This is a genomic window from Pseudomonas gingeri (assembly GCF_013385635.1).
Taxonomy (GTDB): Bacteria; Pseudomonadota; Gammaproteobacteria; order Pseudomonadales; family Pseudomonadaceae; genus Aquipseudomonas; species Aquipseudomonas gingeri_A.
The window spans coordinates 20776-46088 of record NZ_JACAPR010000035.1 but is presented as its reverse complement, the minus strand read 5'-3'; the positions used below and the strand labels follow the sequence as shown (position 1 = coordinate 46088).

The window sequence follows — 25313 nt, the reverse complement described above, 5'->3', positions numbered from 1 at the left end:
CTACTGGTACAAGTACGTGGGCCTGGAAGGCCGCGTGATCGGCATGACCACCTACGGCGAGTCGGCGCCTGCGCCGGCCTTGTTCGAAGAGTTCGGCTTCACCCTGGAAAACATCCTGGGTCAGGCTGAAGAGCTGCTGGAAGACTAAGAACCGAACGTTCTGCGGTTCCTGGTGGTTTCGGCCACCGCGAACCCTGCAGGAGCTGGCTTGCCAGCGATTCGCGGTGTGTCAGATGCACCGCAGATCGCTGGCAAGCCAGCTCCTGCAGGTATGTGTGCCGCTCATGAGACTAGCGTCTGCCTGTGTCTATCGAGATTCCCATGCCCCAACCGCGTCCCTACAGAGTTGCACTCAACGGCTACGGCCGTATCGGTCGTTGTGTCCTGCGTGCGTTGTTCGAGCGGGGCGCGCAGGCGGGGTTTGAAATCGTTGCCCTGAACGACCTGGCCGACCTGGCCAGCCTCGAATACCTGACACGTTTCGACTCCACCCACGGCCGCTTTCCCGGCGAAGTGCGGGTCGAGGACGATTGTCTGCATATCAATGGGCATTGCGTGAAAGTCCTGCGCAGTGCCACGCCCGAAGAGATCGACTGGGCCGCCCTGGACGTCGACCTGGTGCTGGAGTGTTCCGGCGCCTACCACACCCGTGAGGATGGCCAGCGCTTCCTCAACGCCGGCGCGCCACGGGTGCTGTTCTCCCAGCCGATGGCCAGCGAGACCGATGTCGACGCCACCATCGTCTACGGCGTCAACCAGGATTGCCTGACTGGCGACGAGTTACTGGTGTCCAACGCCTCCTGCACCACCAACTGCGGGGTACCGCTGTTGCGCCTGCTGGACCAGGCCATCGGCCTGGAGTACGTGTCCATCACCACCATTCACTCGGCGATGAACGACCAGCCGGTGATCGACGCCTACCACGCCGAAGACCTGCGCCGCACGCGTTCGGCCTTCCAGTCGGTGATCCCTGTGTCCACCGGTCTGGCCCGAGGCATCGAACGCCTGCTGCCGGAACTTGCCGGGCGAATCCAGGCCAAAGCGGTACGGGTGCCGACGGTGAACGTGTCCTGCCTCGACATTACGATGCAGACCGTCAGCGACACCGATGCGGCGGAGGTCAACCGGATCCTGCGCGAGGCCGCCACCAGTGGCCCGCTCAAGGGGCTGCTGGCCTATACCGAGCTGCCTCACGCCAGCTGTGATTTCAACCATGACCCCCATTCGGCGATTGTCGATGCGAGTCAGACCCGTGTTTCCGGCCCGAGGCTGGTGAACGTGCTGGCCTGGTTCGACAACGAATGGGGTTTTGCCAACCGAATGATCGACGTTGCAGGGCATTACCTGAACGTGGTTCACCAAAAACCGTAAACCAGAGATTGCGACCCATGACCGTGTTGAAGATGACCGACCTCGATCTGCAAGGTAAGCGCGTACTGATTCGCGAAGACCTCAACGTCCCCGTCAAGGACGGTGTTGTCACCAGCGATGCGCGTATCCTGGCCTCGCTGCCGACCATCAAGCTGGCCCTGGAAAAAGGCGCGGCTGTCATGATCTGCTCGCACCTGGGCCGTCCGACCGAAGGCGAGTTCTCCGCCGAGAACAGCCTCAAGCCGGTCGCCGACTACCTGGGCAAGGCCCTGGGCCGCGATGTGCCGCTGGTGGCCGATTACCTTGACGGTGTCGAGGTCAAGGCCGGCGACATCGTGCTGTTCGAGAACGTGCGCTTCAACAAGGGCGAGAAAAAGAACGCCGACGAGCTGGCGCAGAAATATGCCGCGCTCTGCGATGTGTTCGTGATGGACGCCTTTGGCACCGCGCACCGTGCCGAGGGTTCGACCCATGGCGTGGCCAGGTTTGCCAAGGTCGCCGCTGCCGGTCCTCTGCTGGCGGCCGAACTGGATGCGCTGGGCAAGGCCCTGGGCGCGCCGGCCAAGCCGATGGCGGCCATCGTTGCCGGCTCCAAGGTGTCGACCAAGCTCGATGTGCTGAACAGCCTGAGCCAGATCTGCGACCTGCTGATCGTCGGCGGCGGCATCGCCAACACCTTCCTGGCCGCTGCCGGTCACCCAGTGGGCAAATCGCTCTACGAGCCGGACCTGCTGGACACCGCCCGCGCCATCGCCGCCAAGGTCAATGTGCCGTTGCCGGTCGACGTGGTGGTCGCCAAGGAATTCGCGGAAAGCGCCGCGGCCACCGTCAAGCTGATCGCTGATGTAGCGGCTGACGACATGATCCTGGACATCGGCCCGCAGACCGCGGCGAATTTCGCCGAGCTGCTGAAGTCATCCAGGACCATCCTGTGGAACGGTCCGGTGGGGGTTTTCGAATTCGACCAGTTCGGCAACGGCACCAAGGTGCTGGCCCAAGCCATCGCCGACAGCGCGGCATTCTCCATTGCCGGGGGTGGAGATACCCTGGCGGCCATCGATAAATATGGTGTTGCCTCGGATATCTCCTACATTTCTACCGGTGGCGGTGCATTCCTCGAGTTCGTCGAAGGCAAGGTGCTGCCGGCCGTGGAAGTGCTGGAAACCCGCGCCAAGGCCTGAAGCGGCATTGGCCTTTGAAAGGGAGTTTTCATATGGTCAGGCCATTCGTGCTGCTGATCCTGGTGGCTGTGCTGGCCGGTTGTGCCGGCAAGCCCGCGGCCGGGACAGCGTCTGAGGTTGCTCCGGCGGCCGGCAAGGGTTGCGACCAGGCCGACTGGCAGGCGGAGACCGCGCCGGTGCTGAACAAGCGCCTGGGGCCGGACGGGTTGGAAAAATATGACGCATCGTCCGGGACTCGGGAACAGGGTTGCCCTTGACGGGTCAGATTCACTACAGGCAGTACTGGCGGCCAGGGCCGTCAGTCGAGGAACCGGCATGAAAGGCTTTATCGCCCTCGCTTCACTGGCACTGCTCGGCGGTTGCGCCGGCTTCAACCTGTCCTCATCGACGTCGTCGACGGACAACTGGACCCGCTGGGTCTGCGACAGCCAGGCCGAGGTGCTCTGGCGTTATGCCGACAGCGCGCAGAAGTCGGTCGACGTGCGCCTCGGCGGCGGCGACCAGGTGTATCGCCTGAAACCCGAAGTCGGCGCTGTCGACAGCGGTGTGCTCTACAGCGACAACATGTTGGCGTTTCACAAAAAAGGTGATGAGGGCCTGGTTTACTGGGTCGCCACCAACGATCTGATCGGTCGGGCCTGCAAAGCACCCTGATCGGCAATAACTTGAATAGCAGCCGCCGCTCCGGCAGGCTTGCACGATTAACGACCCTCGTCCGGGAGAGACACACACAATGGCACTTATCAGCATGCGCCAGATGCTGGACCACGCAGCCGAGTATGGCTACGGCGTTCCAGCCTTCAACGTCAACAACCTTGAGCAGATGCGCGCCATCATGGAAGCCGCTGACAAGACTGACTCCCCGGTGATCGTCCAGGCTTCGGCCGGTGCCCGCAAATACGCCGGCGCGCCGTTCCTGCGGCACCTGATCCTGGCCGCTATCGAAGAATTCCCGCATATCCCGGTGTGTATGCACCAGGACCACGGCACCAGCCCTGACGTCTGCCAGCGCTCCATCCAACTGGGCTTCAGCTCGGTGATGATGGACGGTTCCCTCGGCGAAGACGGCAAGACCCCGACCGACTACGAGTACAACGTCCGTGTCACCCAGCAGACCGTGGCCATGGCTCACGCCTGTGGCGTTTCGGTTGAAGGCGAGCTGGGTTGCCTGGGTTCGCTGGAAACCGGCATGGCCGGTGAAGAAGACGGTATCGGCGCCGAAGGCGTGCTGGACCACAGCCAGATGCTGACCGATCCGGAAGAAGCCGCCGACTTCGTCAAGAAGACCCAGGTCGACGCCCTGGCCATCGCCATCGGCACCAGCCACGGCGCCTACAAGTTCACCAAGCCGCCGACCGGTGACGTGCTGGCGATCGATCGCATCAAGGAAATCCACAAGCGTATCCCCAACACCCACCTGGTGATGCACGGTTCGTCGTCGGTGCCGCAAGAGTGGCTGGCGATCATCAACCAGTACGGTGGCGACATCAAGGAAACCTACGGCGTACCGGTCGAGGAAATCGTCGAAGGCATCAAGCACGGCGTGCGCAAGGTCAACATCGACACCGACCTGCGCCTGGCGTCCACCGGTGCCATGCGTCGCCTGATGGCCACCAACCCGAGCGAGTTCGACCCGCGCAAGTTCTTCGGTGCCACCGTGACCGCCATGCGTGACGTATGTATCGCCCGTTACGAAGCCTTCGGCACCGCCGGCAACGCCTCCAAGATCAAGCCGGTCTCCCTGGAAGCGATGTTCCAGCGTTACCTGAAAGGTGAGTTGAACGCCAAGGTCAACTGAGATCGCCAGCGTTGAAGGAACCCGTCGAAAGGCGGGTTTTTTTATGGGTTCTCTTTAATCGCTTTGATTCAAGTGCTCGGACGAAAGGGATTTGAATTGTCCTCTAAGATGGACATAATGTGTCTTATTATTTAAAAAGTCCGTTATAGGTAACGGTATGTTGATCTTCAATCCCTTTGCTCTGGGCGAGAGAGTTCGTCTCTTGCGCCGCTCGAAAGGCTACAGCCAAGCGTTACTCGCGCAAAAGGCCAACTGTAACCGTAAAACCATCATCGACCTTGAAGCGGGCGAAAATGTCGAGGTCTACACCTTGTTCCGAGTGATTGCGGCCCTGGGCATGGCGCTTGATCTGGTCGACGAGCGTATTGATCTCAAGTCCCTCGCAGAGTTGGTCGAGCACGATGAGTAGAGTCAAACGACTGCAAGTGGACGTGCCTCAGGGGCTTTCGGGTGAGCTATCCAAGGGCTCGCAATTTTCGTTTGCCTACGCTTCTGCCGACGCTTCCAGGGAGGTATCGCTGGTCATGCCCTATGATCCGACGCCATCGGTGAGGAATGTACCGCACCCCATCTTTGATATGAACGTGCCCGAAGGTTACCTGGCCGATCAGATCAAGCGCCGCATGGCCAAGCATATGCAAATGGACGAGATGCGTTTGCTTTCGGTGATCGGCGGTAACCAGATCGGACGTCTCACTTATCGTAATCCTGTTGAAATATCGGCCCCTGTGTCGGCACAGGTCGGGTTGCACGAAATACTGACTGCCGACACTTCTCAGGCGGTCTTCGAATTTCTGGTGGATACCTATTTCGAATCCGGAGTGTCCGGGGTGCAGCCCAAGGTACTGGTGCCGGATCTGGACAAGCTCAAGGGGGATCGCAAGACACTGCTCAGTTCGGATCTGATCGTGAAATCGGGTGCCGATGAGTATCCACACCTGGCCCAGAACGAGTTCCTCTGCATGGAAGCTGCACGCCTTGCCGGGTTGGAGGTGCCGCCGTTCTGGCTTTCGGACAACGGCGAGTTGTTTGTCATGGAGCGTTTTGACCTGACGCCCGAAGGGCGCCTGGGTTTTGAAGACATGGCCGTGCTGCTGGGACTCAATAAAGACCCCCATGACAACTACAAATACTCCCAAAGCTACGAAACCCTGGCGGCGGTGGTGGGGCAGGTGTGCCGCAAGGGCAATCCGGTGCATGCGCTAGAGGCGTTGTTCTCTTCTGTCTGCCTATCAGTGATGGTGCGCAACGGCGATGCGCACTTGAAGAACTTTGGCGTGATCTATGCGACCCCGGCGCAGCCCGAAACGGTGCGACTGGCACCGGTGTTCGATGTGACGACCACCACTGTTTATGAGCACTATAATCCCAAGTCCGGTCAGGCATTGGTGGATCGGACGTTGGCGATCAAAATGAACAAGGCGAAGGCCTACCCGGATCGTCAGCAACTGATCGACTTCGGCCGTAAACACTGTGCCGTGGATAAACCGGTCTTGATCATTGAGCGAATCGCCGAAGCCATGAGCGAAGCGCTGGTCACCCACCGGCAGCGTATCGATGCCGAACTGTTCTTGAAAATGCGCGCGCAGTGGGATATCGGGCGGATACTGGCGCAGCATGACGCCATGCGCCCGCGTCTCAGGCAAAAGCCGCTGAGCTGAAGCTTGAGCTCAATGCAGGTCCGTTCTCGGCGGATGGAAGGATTCGCCGTTCCAGATATCGCCTACATGCGCCTCTTCGTCCCGAGGGATGGCGATCCAGCGGCAGTGGCTGATCTGAGTCGGGTGGTAGGGCGGCTTCTGGTCCGCTTCCCGGATTTCTCTCACGTAATAACCACTGACAGTGGATTCGATAACCAGTGCCCATTTCATCGCTGAGCTCTCCAGTCTTGGGAAATCACCGGTCTGGCAGGTTGATGAGTCTGGAGAAGTTTGTCTACTGTCAGAATTGACAGTTGTCTAGATGTGTTATTTATAAGAAGTGAGGAGCTTGTGATGTTTTGTTATGGGGGGTTCATATAGTGTTAAAGGGAGTAGTGGATAGTTATAAATGATATAAATTACTGTTATTTATGACAGTGGTGTAACAGGGTGTAAATATATCACGCTGACGCTTCATACATTCAGTGGAGCCATGGACCATGAGGGATGAGGACGAGAGCGATCCGAATTATCTGAAGTATTTCAGGATCAGGCAGAAGATCAATGTGACCAGGCGAGTGCCCGGTATGGCACCGGCATGCGAGCGTGGAGAGCTTTGCAGTATCGACTGGAACAGTCGAATAATGGTCTACTGTGCGGAGACCGGCTTATACCGAACGTTGCGGTTCGACGAGATCGAGCAGATCGATCCCATTGCCAAGTATCGGAAGTCCTCGTTGTTTTATCCGTGACTCGACAATGGTTATGTCAGTCACTGTCGATATTTGAATAAAGACTAAAAAACTGTCAATTCTGACAGTGGTCAAACGTGTCTGGATTTTGCACTGTCATGGCTCATGTACTACATGGAGTATAAGATCATGAGTTCAACAGATAAAACCAGTGTGGTGGGTTCCAAAGGTGCGGCACCTGTCAATATTGCACCAGCGCCCACGGATTCGGGAGAGGTCACATCCACGCCGTCGACGCAACCGGAGGTCAAAGGTGCGGCAAAGGCTACTATTGATCCGAAGGCAGTGCCGGAGCCCAAAGGTCAGGCAAAGGCCACGCTTGTCACCAAACCCTAGCCGTTATCGTTGGCAAGGCTTCCGACGATGAGTCGGAGTCTGATATGAAAGAGGGCGGAATTATCCGCCCTCTTTGCATCGAGATCTGAATGCGGGGGCACTGTGGCTTAAGTATTATTTATAATTTTACCAATATGAATCTCTGATTTACCGTTCCATGATAGGGCCAATGGATGATTTGGGAATTATCATTTGTTTGAGAACCTCTTACGTCTAGCACGTTGCCGTTGGATTTACATTCGATATAGTAATTATTTGGGCTTCCCGCGTTCTTGAATATCCACTGATAGTTAGGTGGTATTATGTTTTGTGAGCCTAGGATTAATGAGGCATACAGATCAGAGGAATCGGTGGCTTCGAGCATTCGGTTATCCACCTTTCCATTATAAATCAGGTAGCTGTTGTACTTATCGCGGTAGGAAATATGCCACGTGGATTCGCGCTCATTATTATTGTGATATAGCTTGATCCCGTGGCGATACAAGGGTGATCCACTTCCATTCAGATACATGTCAACAAGGCTGCTTTGCCCATTAGAGAGAGCTGTGTGGATTTTATAGATGCCGTCCGGGACTCTTACAGCCGACCCTGGGGCGCCCTTGGGTGTCTGTTCAGAGGTTTCACCTTCAATGGGGGGGATTTCATCTTGCATGATCGCTCTCCTTGGTATGTCGCGTGGCACCGGTGCGGTGCTCTCTGGATGAACACTTGCCGAAGGGGCGCCACGTAGAGACTCGAATGCCAGGGAAAACCCACTCCTGAGAGACTGTTACTGAATATCTTGAGCAGGCTTTGCCAACCGGTCTACTGTCAGAAATGACAGGTTTATAGACGGCTTCCGAATAGCGAGTAGCGCCTTAAAATATAAAGCGCGTTGTTGAATCAACCGGTCATGCCGTTCTTCAACCCTTCTCGTGATCGATATCCAGTTTGTAGAACGTCACCATCCCGCCTTCGCTGGTATACCCGGTGTTGTCCTGCACATAGACCCCGGCCTTGAAATACAGTGGCTTGTCGCGCCAGGTGGTGCTGATCTGGGTGTTCCAGGCCGCGTCGGCGGCATGCACGCTCAGGTAGCCGCCGCGACTCAGGTGGATCACGTAGGTAAAGCTTTTATCCAGCGGCACGTTGTCGGCGATCTGGATGACCCGGCTCTCCTCGTCGTCCGGATGATTGCGGATCTTCACCACGATGATTCCGGTCTTGCGCCAGTCCTTGTACTGGTACTCGACCTTGAGCATCGGCTGGGTGCTGTTGTACGCATGGATCTGGCCGATGACGATCTTGCCCGACGACGGTACCTGGTTCACCGCCAGGGTCGCGCGCAGGTAATTGTTCGCCTCGCTATAGAGCCAGTTGCGCAGGCGCCCGTCGGCATAGGTCTCGCGCAGCTCACTGCGCGGGTAGATGGCGTTCTCGGTCTTGGATCCGGTCACGGGCGACCAGAAGAACAAGGTGCCGGTATCTGAATGGAAGTACTGGTCCTTGAAACCTTCTACCAGCTTGGCGGTTTCAATGGTCGCTGGAGGTGTGCCGACAGGCACGCTGAGGTTCCAAGTCGTGAGGTCGATCATGGGGTGTCTCCCGTGTAAAACGTACTACGCACGGGCATGGGCATATCGTCTGGAAAATTTCAGACGAACTGCTTTAGCCTGGGGCTTTGGGCGCTCTTTATACGGGTTGAACGATAGATTGTTAACGTCAAACCGGCGAACGGTTGACGTCAAAGTGCCGACGAAATGCACGGAGCCCGCCAGGCTTCGGCTTGCGCCGATAGCCGTTGGTCGGGTTGGCAAGGTGCTATTACTGCATGGGACGGCAATCAGACCGGGCTGTGCTTGATCGCCAGGTCGTAGAAAGTGGCTCGACCCCCGTCGTTGACACCGCCACGGTTGTCCTGCACATAGACACCGGCCTTGAAGTACAGCTGCTTGCTGGCCCAGGCGGGGGCGAGATGGGTTTGCCAGTGTCCGTCGGCGGCGTTGAGGCTCAGCGTGCCGTTGGGCGTGAGGTGGATTTCGTAGGAAAAATGCTGGTCGAGCTGGACATTGCGGGCGATGACCACCAGGGCACCGTTCTTTGCCTGCGGATCGTCGCTGCGGACCTGGGCAACGATCGATCCGGTATGGCTGTCGGTCTTGTAGCGGTATTCGAGCTTGAGCAGCGGTTTGCTGTCGTGGTCGACGTGGATCTGGCCGATCACGATACTGCCGCTGGACGGCACCTGGTTCACCGCCAGCTTGGCACGCAAGCTGTTGTCGGCGTCGGGGTAGGCCCAGTTGCGCAGGCGCCCGTTGGCGCTGGTCTCGCGCAGTTCGGTGCGCGGGTAATGGGTGTTCGGCGTCAGCGTGCCGGTGACCGGGGCCCAGAAAAACAGGCTGGCGCTGTCGGCATGGAAATATTCATCCCTGAAGCCCTGGACCAGGGCCTGGGTACCGATGCGGGTGGCGGGTGTGCCCTCGGGAATGGTCAATTCCCAGGTCGACAGGTCGATCATGCTCACAGTCCTGGCTCGTGCGGTCGAGAGCCTCTCTTATAAGCCCTGACGGTACTCGGCAACTGTCGGCCGGCTGAATGCCTGAATGAGTTTCATCGACCGTTAGTCGGGATATCGGTACTGGCTGTGGATGATGGCGTAATGGTTACTACTCTTTGCGCAAACCCGAACTAGAGTTGTCCTTGTAAAAGTCCGGTTTTCCGTCTGACCTCCGGTGGAGTTCCCCGAACATAGAGAAGCAGCATGGATTGCGCGCAACTTAAGGCTGGTGATAGCAGTTCTGTCCTTTTGGTGGTCGATGACTATCCTGAAAACCTGATCAGCATGCGAGCGTTACTGGAGCGGCAGGACTGGCAGGTGGTCACGGCGGCGTCCGGTATCGAAGCGCTGACACTGCTGCTGGAACATGAGATCGACCTGGTGCTGCTGGATGTGCAGATGCCTGGCATGGACGGTTTCGAAGTCGCCCGCCTGATGCGGGGCAGCCAGCGCACACGCCTGACCCCGATTATCTTCCTCACCGCCAACGAGCAGTCCCAGGACGCCGTGATCAAGGGTTATGCCAGCGGTGCGGTGGACTACCTGTTCAAACCCTTCAATCCGGATATCCTCAAGCCCAAGGTCCAGGCGTTGCTGGAACAGCAGCGCAATCGTCGGGCCCTGCAGCAACTGACCCGCGATCTGGAAGCGGCCCGGGCCTTCAATGCCTCGGTGCTGGAGAACGCCGCGGAAGGCATTCTGGTGGTCAATGACGAGGGTCATATCCGTTTCGCCAACCCGGCGATTTCCCGTCTGCTCAACGCTCCACTGGAGTTGTTGATCGGCATGCCGCTCCTGAATTTCCTGCAGCGACCACACTTTGCCGATTGGCTAAGTTGCCCGTTGCACGAAGGTTATCGCAAGGGTGAAATCTATCGCCTGCACGATGCCCTGCTGCGCACCAGCGCCGGGGAATCGCTGCCGGTGGCCATGTCCTGCGCGCCCTTGCCCTCGGATCAGCGGGCGATGGTGGTCACCGTGCTCGACATGTCGGTGGTGCACCATCTGCATCAACAATTGGAATTCCAGGCGGTAACCGATCCGCTGACCGGCCTGCTCAATCGCCGGGGCTTTTACCAGACCGCGGAAAACACCCTGTTGCGCAGCGATCACAGCCACAAGTCGCTGGTGTTGATGTACCTCGACCTCGACGGCTTCAAGCGGGTCAACGACTCCCTTGGGCACGAGGCTGGCGACCGGGTGCTGCGCTGGGTCTCGGAGCAGTTGAAGGCCTGTCTCAAGCCCTTCGATATCCTGGCGCGCATGGGCGGCGACGAATTCACCACCTTGCTCGATCTGGAGCGCCCGGAGCAGGCGGCGAAACTCGCGGAAAGACTGATCGAGCGGGTGTCGATCCGCCAGCAGATCGATGGCCTGGACATGACCCTGGGGGTCAGCATCGGGATCGCCACCTACCCCGATTGCGGTGCCAACCTCGATGGCCTGTTGCGGGCCGCGGACATTGCGATGTACGAGGCCAAGCGCGCCGGGCGCCAGCAATATCGCTACTACGACCATGAAATGAACGGGCGGGCCCGCTCGCGGCTGATGCTCGAGGAAAGCGTCCGTTCGGCCATCGAGAGCAAGGAATTCAAGATGGTCTATCAGCCCCAGGTGTCCCTCGCGGACGGTCGTCTGCGCGGCTTCGAGGCCTTGTTGCGCTGGCACCATCCCAGTGTCGGTGACGTGCCGCCGGGGCTGTTCCTGCCGCTGCTGGAAGAGGTCCGCCTGATCAGCCGCCTGGGCAGCTGGATCTATCGCCAGGCGGCGACCCAGCGCCATGCCTGGAATGGTGTGTTCGCCGATGAACTGGTGCTCAGTGTCAGCCTGAGTTCCACCCAGTTCTGCATGCCGAACCTGGTCGACGAGTTGCAGGAGGTGATCGAGCGTCACGACCTGCGCCCCAGCCAGTTGGAGGTCGAGGTCACCGAGGCGGCGCTGATGCACGATTTCGAGGCCTCGCGCAAACAGCTGCGGCGCATTCGCGCACTGGGCATGCGGGTCGCCCTGGATGACTTCGGCTCCGGTCATTGTTCGCTGAATCACCTGCGCGACCTTGAGCTGGACACCCTCAAGCTCGACCGTCACCTGATCGCCAAGATTCTCGATTCGCCGCGGGACGCGGCGCTGGCGCGCAGCGTGATCGAGCTCTGCCAGCAGTTCGGCCTGCTGGTGATCGCCGAAGGGGTGGAAACCCTGGAGCAGTCACAGTGGCTCAAGGCCAATGGCTGTCCCTTTGTCCAGGGCTTCCTGGTGGCCCGTCCGCTGACCGCCAGGGATGCCACCGGCTTCGGCCCGACATTCGACTGGAGCGCACTGACGGGTTGAATTCGCTACACTGGTGGTCTTCTTCGATGTACGTAACGGCCTTCCATGACTGCGCTGAAATACCTTCAGGCTTATCCCACGTCCTTGCAGGACCAGGTGCGCCAGATGATTGCCGGGGACCAGCTGGGCACCTACCTGAACCAGCGCTATCCCGGGCGACATGGCGTGCAGAGCGACAAGGCGCTGTACGGCTATGCCCTGGCCCTGAAGCAGGAGCACCTGCGCAATGCCCCGGCCATCGACAAGGTACTGTTCGATAATCGCCTGGACCTGACCCATCGCGCCCTTGGCCTGCATACCGCGATCTCGCGGGTGCAGGGCGGCAAGCTCAAGGCCAAGAAAGAGATTCGCATCGCCTCGCTGTTCAAGGAGGCGGCACCGGAGTTTCTCAAGATGATCGTGGTGCACGAACTGGCGCACCTCAAGGAAAGCGATCACAACAAGGCCTTCTACCAGCTGTGCGAATACATGCAGCCGGGGTATCACCAACTGGAATTCGACCTGCGGGTCTATCTGACCTGGCGGGACCTGCAGGGCAAGGCCGTCGTGGCCGATTAAGCGACCGACAAGGATTTGCGGATGGACGTCAGCAAGACCAAGAGCAGTTTCTATCGCCGCCTGTATGTGGCCTGGCTGATCGATAGCGGGGTGGCGAACAGCGTCCCGGCGTTGACCGAAGCGACCGGTATGCCGCGGCGCACCGCCCAGGACACCATCGTGGCCCTGGCGGACCTGGATATTCTCTGTGAGTTCGAGCAGGAGGAGGGCGCCCGCAACCATGCCGGGCACTACCGGATCCATGGCTGGGGCGCGATCGACAAGGCCTGGATCGAGCGCAACCTGGCATCGATCAGGCAGGTGCTGGGTTATCCCTGAGCGGTTTCAGGCCTTGCGCATGCCGATGTGCGGGATGTCATCCTCCAGATACGCCTCGCCCACGACCTCGAAGCCATAGCGCGCGTAGTAGCCCTGCAGATGCGCCTGGGCCGAGAGGTAGATCGGCTGTTCCGGCCACAATTTTTCGGCGTGCTTCAGCGCCTGTGCCATCAACTCGTGCCCCAGCCCGAGCCCCCGGGCCTGTGGTGCGATCACCACCCGGCCGATCACCACGTCACCGCCCTGCGACACCGGGTCGAGCAGGCGCAGGTAGGCCGCCAGCCGGTCGTCGCGCCAGCCCATCAGGTGACAGGTATCGCCTTCCAGGTCGCGGCCGTCGACTTCCTGGTAGGGGCATTTCTGCTCGACCACGAAGACCTCGGTACGCAGTTGCAGGAGGGTGTAGAGCTGTTCCTTGCCCAGGTCGCTGTGATGTTTGCAGATCCAGTCGATTGTCATGTTCCTCATCCTGATTCAAGTATCCGGCACCGATACTAAGCGGGTTGCTTCGCGGAGCCAACCGTTGCTCCCCGACCGGTGTGGATCGGGCAGCCGGGTAATTTTTTGTGAACGAAGGCTAGTTGCCATCATTCATTTTGCTCGGCCTCGTCATCTTTGTGTAATCTGCTTTGCAGGGCGTTTGCCGCGGCTCCAATGAGCTAATGTTAGGAGCTGGGAGATGGCCAGTTGCTTTCGCCCGGCCCATGGGCTTCGGTTCATTCTGCAGGGCAGACCCGCCCGCTAAGGATCTTTGGCATGTCGCGACTGCATCGAGCTTTTGCTTTGCTTGGATTGCTGCTGCTGGCACAGAGCGCTACCGCGGACAAATTGCGCTTGGTGGCCGACGCCTGGCCGCCGTTCACCGATGCGACCCTGGTCAATGGCGGCCTGGCCACCGATATCGTCAGCACCGCCCTGGCCCGTGCCGGTTACGCCAGTGACTTCGAGCAGGTGCCCTGGGCACGGGCCCTCAAAGGGGTCGGCGAAGGGCGTTATGACGTGCTGATCAATGCCTGGTACACCAAGGACAGGACCTTGCTGGGGCAGTTCTCCGACGAGTACCTGCTCAACCGCGTGCGTTTTCTCAAGCGCAAGGATTCACCGATCACCTACGACAACCTGCAGCAACTGCATGAGCTCCCGATTGCCGTGGTGCGCGACTACGCCTACTCCCCCGACTTCGAAGCGGACGCCCAGTTGCAGAAGGTCCCGGTGCACAACTTCGCCATGGCCGTGCGCATGCTGGCGGCGGACCGGGTGAAGCTGACCCTGGAAGACGAATATGTGGCGCGTTACTACCTGAAAAGCGAAACCCCGCGGGTGCGCAACGCGGTGGAGTTCCTGCCCAAGCCGTTGAGCGAGAACAGCCTGCATATCCTGGTCAGTTTGAAGAACCCGGAGCATGAACAGATCGTCGCCAATTTCGATCGCGAGATTGCCGAGATGAAAGTGGACGGCAGTTACGAGCGCCTGCTCAAATTGCACGGCATGTGATCACCCCCAAACCATGTAGGCGCCGGCTTGCCGGCGATGGCGGCCCATCAGGCGATGCAAGGCTGACTGGCCTCACCGCCGGCAAGCCGGCTCCTGCTAGGGCGCGCGGTGCCTTCAAGGGGGGCTCAGTCGATCGTTCCCGCGCTCCGCGTGGGAATGCAGCCTCACAGATCCGCAGCGGACGCAGAGCGTCCAGTGAGGCATTCCCACGCGGAGCATGGGAACGATCAGCGGGGGCGGCGGAGTGCTTCAGTCTTCCTCCGGCGCCTTGATCAGGTGCGCCGCCAGCGTACGCAACGGCCCCAACTGACGGCAGATCAGTGCCAGTTGCGTCTGTACCAGTCGCTGTATCTCGTCGGTCTCGTCCGGCATCTGTTCCAGTTCGTTCGCCAGGGTTTCCTCGGTGTCGCTCTGGACCTCGATGGGCGTCTTGTTCGCCAGGCCGATGGCAATCTGCTCGATGCTGGCGGCCAGGGTCGCCCCGGCGCCGTTGATCAGATGCTCGCGGACTTCCGCCGGCAGCTGGTTTTCCCGGTGTGCGCCCAGCCCTGAGAGATAGCTGAGCAAGGTGTGCGAGAGCACCAGGAAACGAAAGCCGACATCGGCTTCCTTACGGAAATGCCCCGGCTCCATCAGCATGTTCGCCAGGGTGGTCGATAGCGCCGCGTCGGCGTTGTGCGCGTTGCGCCGGGCCAGGCGGTAGGCCAGGTCGTCGCTCTTGCCGTGGGCGTACTGCTGCATGATCTGGCGCAGGTACAGGCTGTTGCAGCTCAGGGTGTTGGCCAGCACCTTGTTCAGGCGGCGGCCCTGCCAGTCCGGCAGGAACAGGAACACCGCCAGGCCGGCGATCAGGGCACCGAGCAGGGTATCCATCAGGCGTGGCAGGAACAGGCCGTAGCCGTCACCCACCTGATTGAAGCAGAACAGCACTGTCAGGGTCATGGCGGCGGTCGCCAGGGTGTAGCGGGTGGTACGGTTGATAAAGAAGGTCACCCCGGCAACGATGGTGAACATGGCCTGGATCAACGGGCTCGGGAACAGGTCGAACAACGCCCAGGCGGCGGTCAGGCCGATGGCGGTGCCGATGATCCGCTGGCCCAGCTTGCGCCGCGTGGCACCGTAGTTCGGCTGGCAGACGAACAGCGTGGTGAGGATGATCCAGTAGCCCTGGGACGGGTGCACCAGGTGCACCATGCCGTAGCCGACGCTCAACGCCAGCGGCAGGCGCAAGGCATGGCGGAACAGCAGCGAGGTCGGGGTCAGTTGGGTGCGCAGGCGGGTCAGCACGTCCTTGAAGTTGCGCGGCGAGCGGTCCAGCAGGCTGCTGTCGGTGGCGTCGGCCAGGCTGTCCGGGTTGCTGGCGTCGCTGAGCAGGCGGTCGAGGGTGCTGAGGTTGGCGGCCAGGGCCCGCAGCGAGCGCAACAGCCCACGCCAGGCCGGGTTGCTCTGGATGCGCAGGTGTTCCATCGAGGCGTGCAGGTCGCCCAGGGCTTCGGCAAAGCTGGCGTCATAGACGAACGGCTGGCGCAGCTGGATCGACTCCGCCAGCGCCTGGCAGGCCTTGCCCTGCTGGCGCAGCAGGCGCTGGCAGCGGAACAGCACATCGCTGTGGAAAAAGGCTTCGGCCAGGGCGTTGTACGGGTAGTGCGAGGAACTGGCGCGCTCGTGGATATCCTGGGCGAGGAAATACAGCTTCAGGTAGCGACTGACCTTCGAACCCGGACGACCGTTGCCGACCCGGTGCAGGATGATTTCCTTGGCGGTGTTCAGCGCCGCGACCACCCGTCCGTTTTGCCGGGCCAGTTCGAGGCGTCGGGCCTCGACGTCCATCTGCCGGATCGGTTCGAACAGCGATGACTTGAGCTTGAGGTAGCGGCCCAGTTCGCGGAACAGCTTCGCCAGGCTCTGTTGCACCGGCTGGTTGGAAAACAGCGCCTGCCACAGTACCGAGAGCAGGCCGTACCAGCCGGCACCGGCCACCAGCAGCAAGGGTTCGTGCCAGAGATCGTTGACTTCGCCGCCACGCTGGTCCACGCCGATCATGGTGTAGACCGAGAGAATCAGGGTGGCCGAGGCAATCGCTCCATAGCGTTCACCCAGTGCCCCGAGCATGGTCAGGCCGAAGGCCGCCAGGGCCATGGCGACGACGAACACCAGCGGATAGGGGAACAGCAGTTCGACCGAGAAGGCCGCGACGCTGAAACACACCAGCGTCACCGCCAGCGCATTGAGGCGACCTTGCCAACTGTCGTCGGTTTCGGCCAGGGCGCTGGCGATGACCCCGAGGAACAGCGGGATCAGCAGCTTCATTTCGTTCTGGAACCAGCACAGGGTCATGATGCCGGTCAGGGCGATGAACACCCGAACGCTATAACTGAATTTATCCAGCGCCCAGAGGCGGCGCAGGGACTGGTTGAACGAGGTCGATGCCATGAAGGAGTGAGAGCCTGCTAAGCGATTGATCTAAATTGCGGGAGTTCGCGCGGCGTTGCAATGGCGCCGTGCTCATCCCCAGCAAAATCTGTTCCGTGATCGAGTGGCGTGTCAGACGAATTGCGCTGCCGCATAGCCCGACGCCCAGGCCCACTGGAAGTTGAAGCCGCCAAGATGGCCGCTGACGTCCAGCACTTCGCCGATAAAGTACAGGCCGGGGCTTTTCAGCGATTCCAGGGTCTTCGACGAGACTTCGCGGGTGTCGACCCCGCCGAGGGTGACTTCGGCGGTGCGATAGCCTTCGGTGCCGGCCGGCACGACCTGCCAGTCGCCGAGCTTGCCCGCGACCTCGGCCAGTTCCGCCGGGGTGTACTGTTTCATGGGTTTGGAGACGAACCAGTGTTCGGCCAGCAGGTTGGCCATCTTCTTGGTGAACAGCTCGCCGAGCAGGGTTTTCAACTCGCTGTTGGGCCGTTCGGCCTGTTGCTGTTGCAGCCATTGCAGGGCGTCGTGGTCCGGCAACAGGTTGATGTGCACGGTATCGCCGGATTGCCAGAACGAGGAAATCTGCAGGATCGCCGGGCCGCTGAGGCCGCGGTGGGTGAACAGGATATTTTCCCGGAAGCTCTGGTCGTTGCAGCTCACCAGGCAATCCACCGAGGTCCCGGACAGCTCGCCGCACAAGTCCTTGAGTTGATCGGTAATGGTGAACGGCACCAGGCCGGCGCGGGTTGGTAACAACTGGTGGCCGAACTGCCTGGCCACCTGGTAGCCGAACCCGGTGGCGCCGAGGGTCGGGATCGACAGGCCGCCGGTGGCGATCACCAGGGACTGGCAGGTGACCTGGCCGAGGGTGGTCTGCAGCAGGTAGCCGCTTTCGAGTTTCTCGATGTGCTGGATCGACGTGTCCAGGTGCAGGCTGACGCCGGCCTGGTCGCATTCGTCCAGGAGCATGCCGAGGATGTCGCTGGACTTGTTGTCGCAGAACAGCTGGCCGAGTTTTTTCTCGTGATAGGGCACGCCGTGCTTGGCCACCATCGCGATGAAATCCCACTGGGTGTAGCGGGCCAGGGCCGACTTGCAGAAGTGCGGGTTCTGCGAGAGGAAATTGCCGGGCTCGGTGTACATATTGGTGAAGTTGCAGCGACCGCCACCGGACATCAGGATTTTCTTCCCGGCCTTGTTGGCATGGTCGATCAGCATCACCTGGCGTCCGCGGGCAGCGGCGGTAAAGGCGCACATCAGGCCGGCGGCACCGGCGCCGATGATCACAACTTCAGTAGCGGGCACAACGATGTCCTCATTGATTTTCAGGCAGGCAAGGCTTTTATGTGGGAGCCGGCTTGCCAGCGATCCAGGCGGCGCGGTGTATCAGGCACACCGCGTTATCGTTCATCGCCGGCAAGCCGGCTCCCACGGGGGCGGCGTGAATCAGAGAATCCGCACGCGCAGCGAGCGGCCCTTGATCTTGCCATCGTTCAGACGCTGCAAGGCCTGCTTGGCGACACCGCGTTCCACCGCCACATAGGCCTGGAAATCGAAAATCGCGATCTTGCCGACCTGGGTCCCGGGAATCCCTGCATCGCCGGTCAGGGCGCCGAGGATATCCCCCGGACGGACCTTGTCCTTGCGGCCGGCGGCGATGCACAGGGTACTCATGGCCGGCAGCAGCGGACCGCCGCCCTGGGACTTGAGGTTGTCGAGCTGGTCCCAGTTCAACGGCGACTTCTGCACTTCCTCGATGGCCCGCGCGCGCAGGCTTTCCGATGGCGCCACCAGGCTGATCGCCAGGCCGGTCTCACCTGCCCGGCCGGTACGACCGACGCGGTGGATATGCATTTCCGAATCGCGCGCCAGCTCGACGTTGATCACCATGTCCAGGGCATCGATATCCAGGCCGCGCGCCGCCACATCGGTGGCCACCAGCACCGAGATGCTGCGGTTGGCGAACATCGCCAGGACCTGGTCGCGGTCGCGCTGTTCCAGGTCGCCGTGCAGGGCGACGGCGGACATGCCCTTGGCGGTCAGGGCGTCGACGGTTTCCTGGACCTGCTGCTTGGTGAAGCAGAACGCCACGCAGGAGGTCGGGCGGAAATGGTTGAGCACCTTGACCACCGCGTCCATGCGCTCTTCCGGAGAAATCTCGTAGAAGCGCTGCTCGATCTGGCTGTCGGCGTGCATCGCCTCGGCCTTGACCTGCTGCGGGTTGCGCATGAACTTCGAGGCCAACTGCTTGATGCTCACCGGGTAGGTGGCCGAGAACAGCAGGGTCTGCCGGCGCTCGGGAAGCTGGGCGATGATTTCCTCGATGGCGTCGTAGAAACCCATGTCGAGCATGCGGTCGGCTTCGTCGAGCACCAGGGTGTTGAGGCCGTGCAGGACCAGCGAACCCTTGCGCAGGTGCTGCTGGATGCGCCCCGGGGTGCCGACGATGATGTGCGTGCCGTGTTCCAGGGAGGCGATCTGCGGGCCCAGGGCCACGCCGCCGCAGAGGGTCAGCACCTTGATATTGTCTTCGGCGCGGGCCAGGCGGCGGATTTCCTTGGCGACCTGGTCGGCCAGCTCGCGGGTCGGACAGATCACCAGCGCCTGGCAACCGTAGAAGCGCGGGTTGATCGGGTTCAGCAGGCCGATGCCGAAGGCGGCGGTCTTGCCGCTGCCGGTCTTGGCCTGGGCGATCAGGTCCATGCCTTTGAGGATCACCGGCAAGCTCTGCGCCTGGATCGGCGTCATCTGGGCATAACCGAGGGAGTCGAGGTTAGCCAGCATGGCGGCGGACAGGGGCAAGGAGTTAAAAGCGGTGGCGATGGTGGTCACGGGACTGGCCTGCAAAACAAAATGTCGCGCAGTGTATCAGTCCCGGCTGGCGGTGCTGCAAATTCTGGATGAAAAGTAGCCAGATACCGTCGGAATGCGTTCCCTTGCTGGCAATGAGAACCTGTAGGAGCCGGCTTGCCGGCGATTCAGGCGACGCGGTGTATCAGGTACACCGCGTTATCGTTCATCGCCGGCAAGCCGGCTCCCACGGGTGGCACGTCTAGTGTTCGATATGCTGCTCCTGAACCACCCTGGCCCGCCGCCCGTCCTGGGGCGACAGTTGCAGGAAAATCGCCGCCGCCAGCATCGCCATGATGCCCACGGTGAGGAAGGTCAGCTGGAAGGCGCCGAGCACCGTGTCCACGCCGTCGTTGCCGATGGCCGCGGTAAAGCCGCCGAGCAGGGCGCCGGCACAGGCCACGCCGAGACTCAGGGACAACTGCGCGACCACCGACAGCAGGCTGTTGCCGCTGCTGGCGGCCTTGTCGTCGAGGTCGATCAGGGTCACGGTGTTCATTGCGGTGAATTGCAGCGAGTTGATCGCCCCGGCAATCGCCAGCATGCCCAGCAGCAACGGATACGGCGTGTGCTCGGTGACCAGGCCCAGGGCCGCGAGCATGATGCCCAGCGCCAGGGTATTGCCGGTCAGCACGATGCGATAGCCCAGGCGCTCGATCAGCGGCCGGGCAATCGACTTGGCGAACATCGCCGCCGCCGCCAGGGGCAGCATGCTCATCCCGGCCTGTGACGGCGAGTAGCCCAGGGCGACTTGCAGCAGCAACGGCACCAGGAACGGCAGGGCGCCGCTGCCCAGGCGGGCGAACAGGTTGCCGAGGATGCCCACGGCGAAGGTGCGGGTCTTGAACAGCGACGGCGCGAACAACGGGTTGTCGATATGCCCGGCCCGCAGCCAGTAGGCCGCCAGGCACGCCAGGCCGGCGAACAGCAGCAACATCACCCGCAGGTGCGGCAGTTGCAGCTCGCCCAGGCCCTCCATGGCGATGGTGATCAGCAGCATCGCCGCGCCGAACAGCAGGAAACCGATACCGTCGAAACGCGTGCGCTCACTGCCGCGCAGGTCGGGGATGAATTTCCACACCGCATAACAGCCGACCAGGCCCACCGGCAGGTTGATCAGGAAGATCCAGTGCCAGGTCAGGAACTGCACCATCCAGCCGCCCATGGTCGGACCGATCAACGGGCCGAGCAGACCGGGGATGGTGATGAAGCCCATGATTCGTACCAGTTCCGAACGCGGGTAGGCACGCAGCACCACCAGCCGGCCCACCGGCAGCATCAGCGAACCGCCGAGCCCCTGGATCACCCGCGCGCCCACCAGCATGTTCAGCGAGCTCGACAGGGCACACAGCAGCGAACCGATGCTGAACAGCAGGATCGCGCAGAAGAACACGCGCTTGGTACCGAAACGGTCGGAAATCCACCCCGAGGCGGGTATCAGCAACGCCACGGTGAGCATGTAGGCGATCACCACGCCCTGCATGCGCAACGGGTTTTCCGCCAGGTCGAGGGCCATGGCCGGCAGGGCGGTGTTGAGGATGGTCCCGTCGAGGGACTGCATGAAGAAGGCGATGGCCACCACCCAGGGCAGCCAGCGAGCGGTCGTTGCGTCCAGCGGGGCACGGTTGGGCATGGGCAGCTCTTTGTTAGCAGGCTATGAATCCAATTATGCCTGATCGGTTTGCGCTTGAGCGCTCCGACAACGCGCTATTTGCTCCTTCGACAGCAGAAAACCGAGCAGGGCGCGATGAACATTGTCGGCGGCCACTCGCGACTCAAGGTCGAGCAGGTGCCCGGTGTCCTCGGCCACCGAAAAGCTGCAATGGGGGATGTGCCGTTGGAACTGCCGGGCGCCTTCGGCAGGGGTATAGATATCCTTGGCGCCGTTGATGAAGTGCACCGGGGTACGGATCGCGGACAGCGGTCGCAGGTAGTTGCCGTCGCCCAGTTGCAGCACCTGATCGATATGAAAGCGCGCCTGGCGGTATTCGGTGCTGGCCATGGCACTGAGGTGCTGGTGGTTGGTGGTCTTCAGGCGAGACGGGAGGAAGTGGCCGACGGTATCGTTGAGCAGATGGCCGATGGCGGACTTGTCGTCGACCTGGATCAGTTCGTGGACCCGCTGCACGTAGGCCAGCATCGGCGGGTTGAGGTCGGGGGCCAGGGCCATGATCACCGAACTCTGGATGCTCGGCGGGTTCCTGGCCAGGGTCAGCAGGCTGGAGATCCCGCCCCAGGACGCCGACACCAGGTGATTGACCTCGAAGCGCTCCACCAGTGCCAGGAGCATTTCCACCTCGTCGTCCTTGGTCACCAGCCCCGGATCGGGGTTGTAGGGCTGGGAGCGGCCGGCAAACGGCAGGTCGAACAGCAGCACGTTGAAATGCTCGGCCAGGCATTTGCTGGTGCGGGTGAACGACGACGTGGTGGAGAGGGCGCCGTTGACCAGCAGCACGGTATTGCGGCGCGGATCGTCGCCGATGCGCTGGACATGGACGTTGAAATGCCTGAACAGATTATTGATGACGAAGCTTCCATGATTCATATCAAACTCCAGCAAAACACTTTCGGCGAGTGAAAGAGGCGCGGCATTGAGTAACGAAATCGCGGGTGAAGCCTGTGGGTCGGGTGTTGAGAACGAGCGAGGTGCTGGCTTTTTAATGCCGCGCCGGATGATGGGCTATGTATAACGCGCCGGGTCTGGCGGGGCAACTGTCGAAACGGGTAGGTATGCGGGTGTTTTGGTCAGGGTAATCTTGTCGCTTTTGATGATCGTTGATCGTTCCCACGCGGAGCGTGGGAACGATCAAGGTTTTTTCGTCTACAAGGTCAGCGTCAGCTTGCGGATCAGTGCCCCCGGCAGCAGGCTCGATGCCGTCTGCCGCTGATCGTAGGTACTGGCCGACAACAGCAGTTCGCGTTCCTGGGTCAGGGCTTCCAGCTGGGTGCCGAGCAGGCTGTAGACACTGTCGTCGAAGCGCATGGTGCTGACCGGCGCCTGGATCTCGCCGTTCTCCACCCAGAAGGTGGCGAAGCGGGTCATGCCAGTCATGCGGCCGGCCGATTGGTCCGAGTAGTTCAGGTACCACAGGTTGCTGATATACAGGCCGGTGCCCAGTTCCTCGAGAACCTGTTGCTGCGCCAAACGTCCGGCTTTCATCTCCAGCGCGCTGGGGTATTCGCCGCCGCCCGCGCCGTTGGTGGTCAGGCCATACTCGGCGGCACTGCGGGAACTGACCATCTGGCCGTTGGCCGAGCCCTTGGCGACCAGCGACAGGTCGCTGCGCGGATAACCTTCGTTGGAGAACGCCGGGCTCAACGAGCCGCTGACCTGCTCGTTCAACCAGACGATCGGGTGGAACGAGGCTTCGCTGGCATACAGCTTCTGCAACGGGCTGTGCTTGCTGGCGATGGCCTGTGCCGAGAAGCCGCCCCAGCAGAGCATGCCCATGATTTCTTCCAGCGCCGCCGGCGCCAGGTATGCGCGGTACTCGCCAGGGGCGAGGGTGCGCAACGGTCGTCCAAGAAAGCCGAGCTGGTCGCGGGCCTGCTGGAAACGCCGGGCGAAACCGTCGCTGTCCCAGGCATGCCCGGCATAGCTGGCTTTCACCGCCTGGCCGTTTTCGTGGAACAGGCTCCAGTCGAAGTTGAAGCTATTGGCCTGGTGCCAACCGAACGCCCCGTCCGAACTGGCAAAACCGCGGCTGATGGGGCCGGCGGCATAGAAACCGACCAGGTCCAGGCCGGTCGAGGCCCGGCTGATCTCTTCCAGAACGCGGGCGGTGTCCGGCAGCGGCTGGTCCTGCACATTGCGACTCTGCCAGGCATTGTGATTGAGCAGCAGGTACGGATCGGCGGGCAACAACGGTAAGGTCTCGCGCAACTGTTGCAGGCCTTCGGCCAGGCGCTGGCGATCCAGCTCCGGTTCGCCGGAGAGGGTGATCCGCAGATCCGCATGCCGCCCCGCGTCGATCAGCTTGAAGTCCAGGCTGGCCTGCTGCACCTGACCGGCCTGACGCACGCGGCCGTGGTTGAAACGGATGAACTGCGAGGACTCGGCGGCATAACCCAGGGTGAATTTCTCGGCGGCCCGCAGGTGTTCGCGCAGCCATTGCACCAGCGCCTGGAAGTGTGCGGCCTGACTCTGTGACTGATCCATCAGGCATCTCCTCCAAACACATCGACATGGCTGAATACGCAGGCGGGTGACGCATGCCCGACGCGAATCACCTGGTTGGGCTCGCCCTTGCCGCAGTTCGGTGTGCCCAGGACCTTAAAGGTCGTGGCATCGCCGACCGCGCTGAGGTTGCGCCAGAACTGCGCGGAAATCGCCCGGTAGTTGGGGTTCTTGACCACGCCCTTGAGCTCACCGTTCTCGATCAGTTGGCCCCATTCGCAACCGAACTGGAACTTGTTGCGGGCATCGTCGATGGACCACGAACGGTTGGTGGACATCAGGATGCCCTTTTCGATACCGCCGACCAACTGGGCGAAGGACTTGTCCCCCGGTTCGATGTTCAGGTTGGCCATGCGGTCGATCGGCGGACGGTTCCAACTGCAGGCGCGGCTGTTGGCGACACCTTCGAGGCCGGCGCGGAACTGCGATAGCGCGCCACCCAGCGGCCGTAGCAAAAGGCCTTCGCGGATCAGGAACTGTTTGTGGGCGGCGCTGCCGTCGTCGTCATGGCCGTAGCTGGCCAACTGTTCCGGGATCTCCGGATCGAAGGTTACGTTGAGCAGCGACGAGCCGTATTGCAGGTGGCCGAAGTCGCCGGCCTTGACGAAGCTGGTGCCGGCGTAATTGCGTTCGTCGCCGAGGATCCGGTCCAGCTCCAGCGGGTGACCGATGGATTCGTGGATCTGCAGGATCATCTGGTCCGGCGTCAGCAGCAGGTCGCGCGGGCCCGACGGGGTGTTGGGCGCCAGCAGCAGTTGCAGGGCCTGGTCGGCGATCCGCGCACCGGCACCGATCAGCCCGGAGCGGCCAAGCACTTCGGTACTGCCTTGCTGGCCGAAATTCTCGCGACCGAGGGTACGGGTCTGGCTGTCCATGCCATCGAAGGCGGTCACGCTCAGGCCCGGGAAGACGAAACGTTGCGCCTGGCGCAGTTCGGCCCCGGCACTGTTGAGGTAGATCTGCTCGACATGGGTCACACCGAGGCTGACTTCCCAGTTGACCAGGCGCTCGTCCCTGGGTACGGCGGCGGATTCGACGGCGAGCAGGGCGTAACAGTCGCTCAGCGAGGCAAAGGGCTGTTCGAGCTGGGGCGAGCAGTAATCGCCGCGTTCGCTGGAGACGGTTTGTTGGCGCAGGTCGAGCAGGGCGTGGCCGGCAATCAGCCTGGCCTGTTCTTCGGCCCGTTGCAAGGCGGCCTGCAGGCCTTGGCGCGAGAGGTCGTTGGTGGAGGCATAGGCTTCGACACCGTTGACCCGCACGGTCAGCATCGCGCCTTCGTCGCGGCTCAGGCTGGGCGGCTCCGGGACGTTCTTGCGCACCGACAGGTACTGGCCGGATTCGCGAACATAGCGCAGGGAAAAGAATTCAGCGCCCGTGCGCAAGGCAGCGAAGTGCTGCTTGAGCTGGGGGTGGAAGTCGAACATGGGGAACCTCCCTGGAAATGGCGGTGGCCGCGACGGGGCATTTTATAAAAGGCCCCGATGCCAGTCTGTCAGGAAAAGGTGATTTTGCGAACGGTACAAACCCTGTGGGAGCCGGCTTGCCGGCGATGGCGG

Annotated in this window: 25 protein-coding genes; 13 read left to right on the top strand and 12 right to left on the bottom strand. The window is 61.3% G+C overall.

All coding sequences use genetic code 11. The features are described from left to right. The 8 genes from HX851_RS45235 to HX851_RS31930 all read left to right on the top strand — a co-directional run. Window positions 1-148: transketolase-like TK C-terminal-containing protein (locus HX851_RS45235; RefSeq protein ID WP_177066363.1), on the top strand; the 148-nt coding region annotated here is incomplete at its 5' end. Between the two features lie 173 nt (window positions 149-321). Further along, a complete protein-coding gene (gene epd, locus HX851_RS31960; RefSeq protein ID WP_177066362.1) occupies window positions 322-1371 on the top strand; it encodes an erythrose-4-phosphate dehydrogenase in 1050 nt (349 codons plus the stop codon). A gap of 17 nt (window positions 1372-1388) precedes the next feature. Then, complete coding sequence (locus HX851_RS31955; RefSeq protein ID WP_177061256.1) at window positions 1389-2552, top strand: phosphoglycerate kinase; 1164 nt, start codon at window positions 1389-1391, stop codon at window positions 2550-2552. A gap of 32 nt (window positions 2553-2584) precedes the next feature. Further along, the gene (locus tag HX851_RS31950) at window positions 2585-2809 is read left to right on the top strand and encodes a hypothetical protein (protein WP_177061258.1); all 225 of its coding nucleotides are present in this window, start codon (window positions 2585-2587) and stop codon (window positions 2807-2809) included. A gap of 58 nt (window positions 2810-2867) precedes the next feature. Next, window positions 2868-3206, top strand: coding sequence for an MliC family protein (locus HX851_RS31945; protein WP_177061260.1), 339 nt, complete (start codon window positions 2868-2870; stop codon window positions 3204-3206). Window positions 3207-3285: 79 nt separating this feature from the next. Further along, the gene (gene fba, locus HX851_RS31940) at window positions 3286-4350 is read left to right on the top strand and encodes a class II fructose-bisphosphate aldolase (protein ID WP_177061261.1); all 1065 of its coding nucleotides are present in this window, start codon (window positions 3286-3288) and stop codon (window positions 4348-4350) included. Between the two features lie 157 nt (window positions 4351-4507). Continuing rightward, window positions 4508-4759 carry a helix-turn-helix transcriptional regulator gene (locus HX851_RS31935; protein WP_177066361.1) on the top strand — a complete coding sequence of 84 codons (252 nt, stop codon included), beginning with the start codon at window positions 4508-4510 and terminating at the stop codon, window positions 4757-4759. Beyond that, window positions 4752-6011: a type II toxin-antitoxin system HipA family toxin gene (locus tag HX851_RS31930; protein ID WP_177066360.1), complete on the top strand. Its 1260-nt coding sequence runs from the start codon at window positions 4752-4754 to the stop codon at window positions 6009-6011. The genes HX851_RS31935 and HX851_RS31930 overlap by 8 nt, the downstream gene beginning before the upstream one ends. A gap of 9 nt (window positions 6012-6020) precedes the next feature. Here HX851_RS31930 and HX851_RS31925 read toward each other — a convergent pair whose 3' ends face one another. Then, entirely contained in the window at window positions 6021-6221 is a 201-nt protein-coding gene (locus HX851_RS31925) for a hypothetical protein (protein WP_177061264.1), read from the bottom strand. Between the two features lie 650 nt (window positions 6222-6871). Between HX851_RS31925 and HX851_RS31920 the strand changes: the two genes are divergently transcribed. After that, on the top strand, window positions 6872-7078 hold the full coding sequence (locus HX851_RS31920) for a hypothetical protein (protein ID WP_177066359.1): 207 nt from the start codon (window positions 6872-6874) through the stop codon (window positions 7076-7078). A gap of 118 nt (window positions 7079-7196) precedes the next feature. On the opposite strand, the gene HX851_RS31915 is transcribed toward HX851_RS31920, so the two are convergent. The 3 genes from HX851_RS31915 to HX851_RS31905 all read right to left on the bottom strand — a co-directional run bounded on the left by HX851_RS31915 (window position 7197) and on the right by HX851_RS31905 (window position 9575). Further along, the gene (locus HX851_RS31915; RefSeq protein ID WP_177066358.1) at window positions 7197-7730 is read right to left on the bottom strand and encodes an RICIN domain-containing protein; all 534 of its coding nucleotides are present in this window, start codon (window positions 7728-7730) and stop codon (window positions 7197-7199) included. Between the two features lie 250 nt (window positions 7731-7980). Next, complete coding sequence (locus tag HX851_RS31910; protein ID WP_177061268.1) at window positions 7981-8652, bottom strand: polysaccharide lyase family 7 protein; 672 nt, start codon at window positions 8650-8652, stop codon at window positions 7981-7983. Window positions 8653-8900: 248 nt separating this feature from the next. Continuing rightward, window positions 8901-9575, bottom strand: coding sequence for a polysaccharide lyase family 7 protein (locus HX851_RS31905; protein ID WP_177061269.1), 675 nt, complete (start codon window positions 9573-9575; stop codon window positions 8901-8903). A 243-nt stretch (window positions 9576-9818) separates the two neighbouring features. Here HX851_RS31905 and HX851_RS31900 point away from each other — a divergent pair, with 243 nt between their 5' ends. Genes HX851_RS31900 through HX851_RS31890 form a run of 3 tightly spaced genes read left to right on the top strand, consistent with a single transcriptional unit; the run spans window position 9819 to window position 12818 of the window. Next, window positions 9819-11942, top strand: coding sequence for a putative bifunctional diguanylate cyclase/phosphodiesterase (locus HX851_RS31900; RefSeq protein ID WP_177066357.1), 2124 nt, complete (start codon window positions 9819-9821; stop codon window positions 11940-11942). Between the two features lie 45 nt (window positions 11943-11987). Next, the gene (locus HX851_RS31895; RefSeq protein WP_177066356.1) at window positions 11988-12500 is read left to right on the top strand and encodes a M48 metallopeptidase family protein; all 513 of its coding nucleotides are present in this window, start codon (window positions 11988-11990) and stop codon (window positions 12498-12500) included. A gap of 21 nt (window positions 12501-12521) precedes the next feature. Continuing rightward, window positions 12522-12818 (top strand): winged helix-turn-helix domain-containing protein, encoded by a 297-nt coding sequence (locus tag HX851_RS31890; RefSeq protein WP_177066355.1) that lies wholly within the window; start codon window positions 12522-12524, stop codon window positions 12816-12818. Between the two features lie 6 nt (window positions 12819-12824). Here HX851_RS31890 and HX851_RS31885 read toward each other — a convergent pair whose 3' ends face one another. Then, window positions 12825-13277, bottom strand: a complete 453-nt coding sequence (locus HX851_RS31885) for a GNAT family N-acetyltransferase (RefSeq protein ID WP_177061273.1) — start codon at window positions 13275-13277, stop codon at window positions 12825-12827. Window positions 13278-13574: 297 nt separating this feature from the next. Between HX851_RS31885 and HX851_RS31880 the strand changes: the two genes are divergently transcribed. Further along, window positions 13575-14312: a substrate-binding periplasmic protein gene (locus HX851_RS31880; RefSeq protein ID WP_177066354.1), complete on the top strand. Its 738-nt coding sequence runs from the start codon at window positions 13575-13577 to the stop codon at window positions 14310-14312. A gap of 249 nt (window positions 14313-14561) precedes the next feature. On the opposite strand, the gene yccS is transcribed toward HX851_RS31880, so the two are convergent. From yccS to HX851_RS31845, 7 genes are all read right to left on the bottom strand, one after another. Continuing rightward, window positions 14562-16745 carry a YccS family putative transporter gene (gene yccS / locus HX851_RS31875; RefSeq protein ID WP_177061276.1) on the bottom strand — a complete coding sequence of 728 codons (2184 nt, stop codon included), beginning with the start codon at window positions 16743-16745 and terminating at the stop codon, window positions 14562-14564. A gap of 111 nt (window positions 16746-16856) precedes the next feature. Then, a complete protein-coding gene (locus tag HX851_RS31870; RefSeq protein ID WP_177061278.1) occupies window positions 16857-18035 on the bottom strand; it encodes a BaiN/RdsA family NAD(P)/FAD-dependent oxidoreductase in 1179 nt (392 codons plus the stop codon). Window positions 18036-18176: 141 nt separating this feature from the next. Beyond that, complete coding sequence (gene dbpA / locus HX851_RS31865; RefSeq protein ID WP_256262532.1) at window positions 18177-19514, bottom strand: ATP-dependent RNA helicase DbpA; 1338 nt, start codon at window positions 19512-19514, stop codon at window positions 18177-18179. A 268-nt stretch (window positions 19515-19782) separates the two neighbouring features. Beyond that, complete coding sequence (gene mdtD / locus HX851_RS31860; RefSeq protein ID WP_177061282.1) at window positions 19783-21213, bottom strand: multidrug transporter subunit MdtD; 1431 nt, start codon at window positions 21211-21213, stop codon at window positions 19783-19785. 33 nt (window positions 21214-21246) lie between these two features. Further along, window positions 21247-22125 (bottom strand): alpha/beta fold hydrolase, encoded by an 879-nt coding sequence (locus tag HX851_RS31855; RefSeq protein ID WP_177066353.1) that lies wholly within the window; start codon window positions 22123-22125, stop codon window positions 21247-21249. A 276-nt stretch (window positions 22126-22401) separates the two neighbouring features. Further along, window positions 22402-23739, bottom strand: coding sequence for a TldD/PmbA family protein (locus HX851_RS31850; RefSeq protein WP_177066352.1), 1338 nt, complete (start codon window positions 23737-23739; stop codon window positions 22402-22404). Next, window positions 23739-25181, bottom strand: a complete 1443-nt coding sequence (locus HX851_RS31845) for a TldD/PmbA family protein (RefSeq protein WP_177061288.1) — start codon at window positions 25179-25181, stop codon at window positions 23739-23741. Before HX851_RS31845 ends, HX851_RS31850 begins: the two co-directional genes overlap by 1 nt. Window positions 25182-25313 lie beyond the last annotated feature (132 nt).

Bases quoted from the DNA above. Each gene is read 5' to 3' on its own strand.
- HX851_RS31915 (WP_177066358.1), bottom strand. From the start codon at position 7,730: ATGCAAGATGAAATCCCCCCCATTGAAGGTGAAACCTCTGAACAGACA.
- mdtD (WP_177061282.1), bottom strand. From the start codon at position 21,213: ATGCCCAACCGTGCCCCGCTGGACGCAACGACCGCTCGCTGGCTGCCC.
- HX851_RS31900 (WP_177066357.1), top strand. From the start codon at position 9,819: ATGGATTGCGCGCAACTTAAGGCTGGTGATAGCAGTTCTGTCCTTTTG.
- HX851_RS31850 (WP_177066352.1), bottom strand. From the start codon at position 23,739: ATGGATCAGTCACAGAGTCAGGCCGCACACTTCCAGGCGCTGGTGCAA.
- HX851_RS31885 (WP_177061273.1), bottom strand. From the start codon at position 13,277: ATGACAATCGACTGGATCTGCAAACATCACAGCGACCTGGGCAAGGAA.
- HX851_RS31930 (WP_177066360.1), top strand. From the start codon at position 4,752: ATGAGTAGAGTCAAACGACTGCAAGTGGACGTGCCTCAGGGGCTTTCG.
- HX851_RS31925 (WP_177061264.1), bottom strand. From the start codon at position 6,221: ATGAAATGGGCACTGGTTATCGAATCCACTGTCAGTGGTTATTACGTG.
- HX851_RS31845 (WP_177061288.1), bottom strand. From the start codon at position 25,181: ATGTTCGACTTCCACCCCCAGCTCAAGCAGCACTTCGCTGCCTTGCGC.
- dbpA (WP_256262532.1), bottom strand. From the start codon at position 19,514: ATGCTGGCTAACCTCGACTCCCTCGGTTATGCCCAGATGACGCCGATC.
- HX851_RS31935 (WP_177066361.1), top strand. From the start codon at position 4,508: ATGTTGATCTTCAATCCCTTTGCTCTGGGCGAGAGAGTTCGTCTCTTG.
- HX851_RS31895 (WP_177066356.1), top strand. From the start codon at position 11,988: ATGACTGCGCTGAAATACCTTCAGGCTTATCCCACGTCCTTGCAGGAC.
- HX851_RS31920 (WP_177066359.1), top strand. From the start codon at position 6,872: ATGAGTTCAACAGATAAAACCAGTGTGGTGGGTTCCAAAGGTGCGGCA.
- HX851_RS31910 (WP_177061268.1), bottom strand. From the start codon at position 8,652: ATGATCGACCTCACGACTTGGAACCTCAGCGTGCCTGTCGGCACACCT.
- yccS (WP_177061276.1), bottom strand. From the start codon at position 16,745: ATGGCATCGACCTCGTTCAACCAGTCCCTGCGCCGCCTCTGGGCGCTG.
- HX851_RS31905 (WP_177061269.1), bottom strand. From the start codon at position 9,575: ATGATCGACCTGTCGACCTGGGAATTGACCATTCCCGAGGGCACACCC.
- HX851_RS31945 (WP_177061260.1), top strand. From the start codon at position 2,868: ATGAAAGGCTTTATCGCCCTCGCTTCACTGGCACTGCTCGGCGGTTGC.
- HX851_RS31955 (WP_177061256.1), top strand. From the start codon at position 1,389: ATGACCGTGTTGAAGATGACCGACCTCGATCTGCAAGGTAAGCGCGTA.
- HX851_RS31880 (WP_177066354.1), top strand. From the start codon at position 13,575: ATGTCGCGACTGCATCGAGCTTTTGCTTTGCTTGGATTGCTGCTGCTG.
- epd (WP_177066362.1), top strand. From the start codon at position 322: ATGCCCCAACCGCGTCCCTACAGAGTTGCACTCAACGGCTACGGCCGT.
- HX851_RS31855 (WP_177066353.1), bottom strand. From the start codon at position 22,125: ATGAATCATGGAAGCTTCGTCATCAATAATCTGTTCAGGCATTTCAAC.
- HX851_RS31950 (WP_177061258.1), top strand. From the start codon at position 2,585: ATGGTCAGGCCATTCGTGCTGCTGATCCTGGTGGCTGTGCTGGCCGGT.
- HX851_RS31890 (WP_177066355.1), top strand. From the start codon at position 12,522: ATGGACGTCAGCAAGACCAAGAGCAGTTTCTATCGCCGCCTGTATGTG.
- fba (WP_177061261.1), top strand. From the start codon at position 3,286: ATGGCACTTATCAGCATGCGCCAGATGCTGGACCACGCAGCCGAGTAT.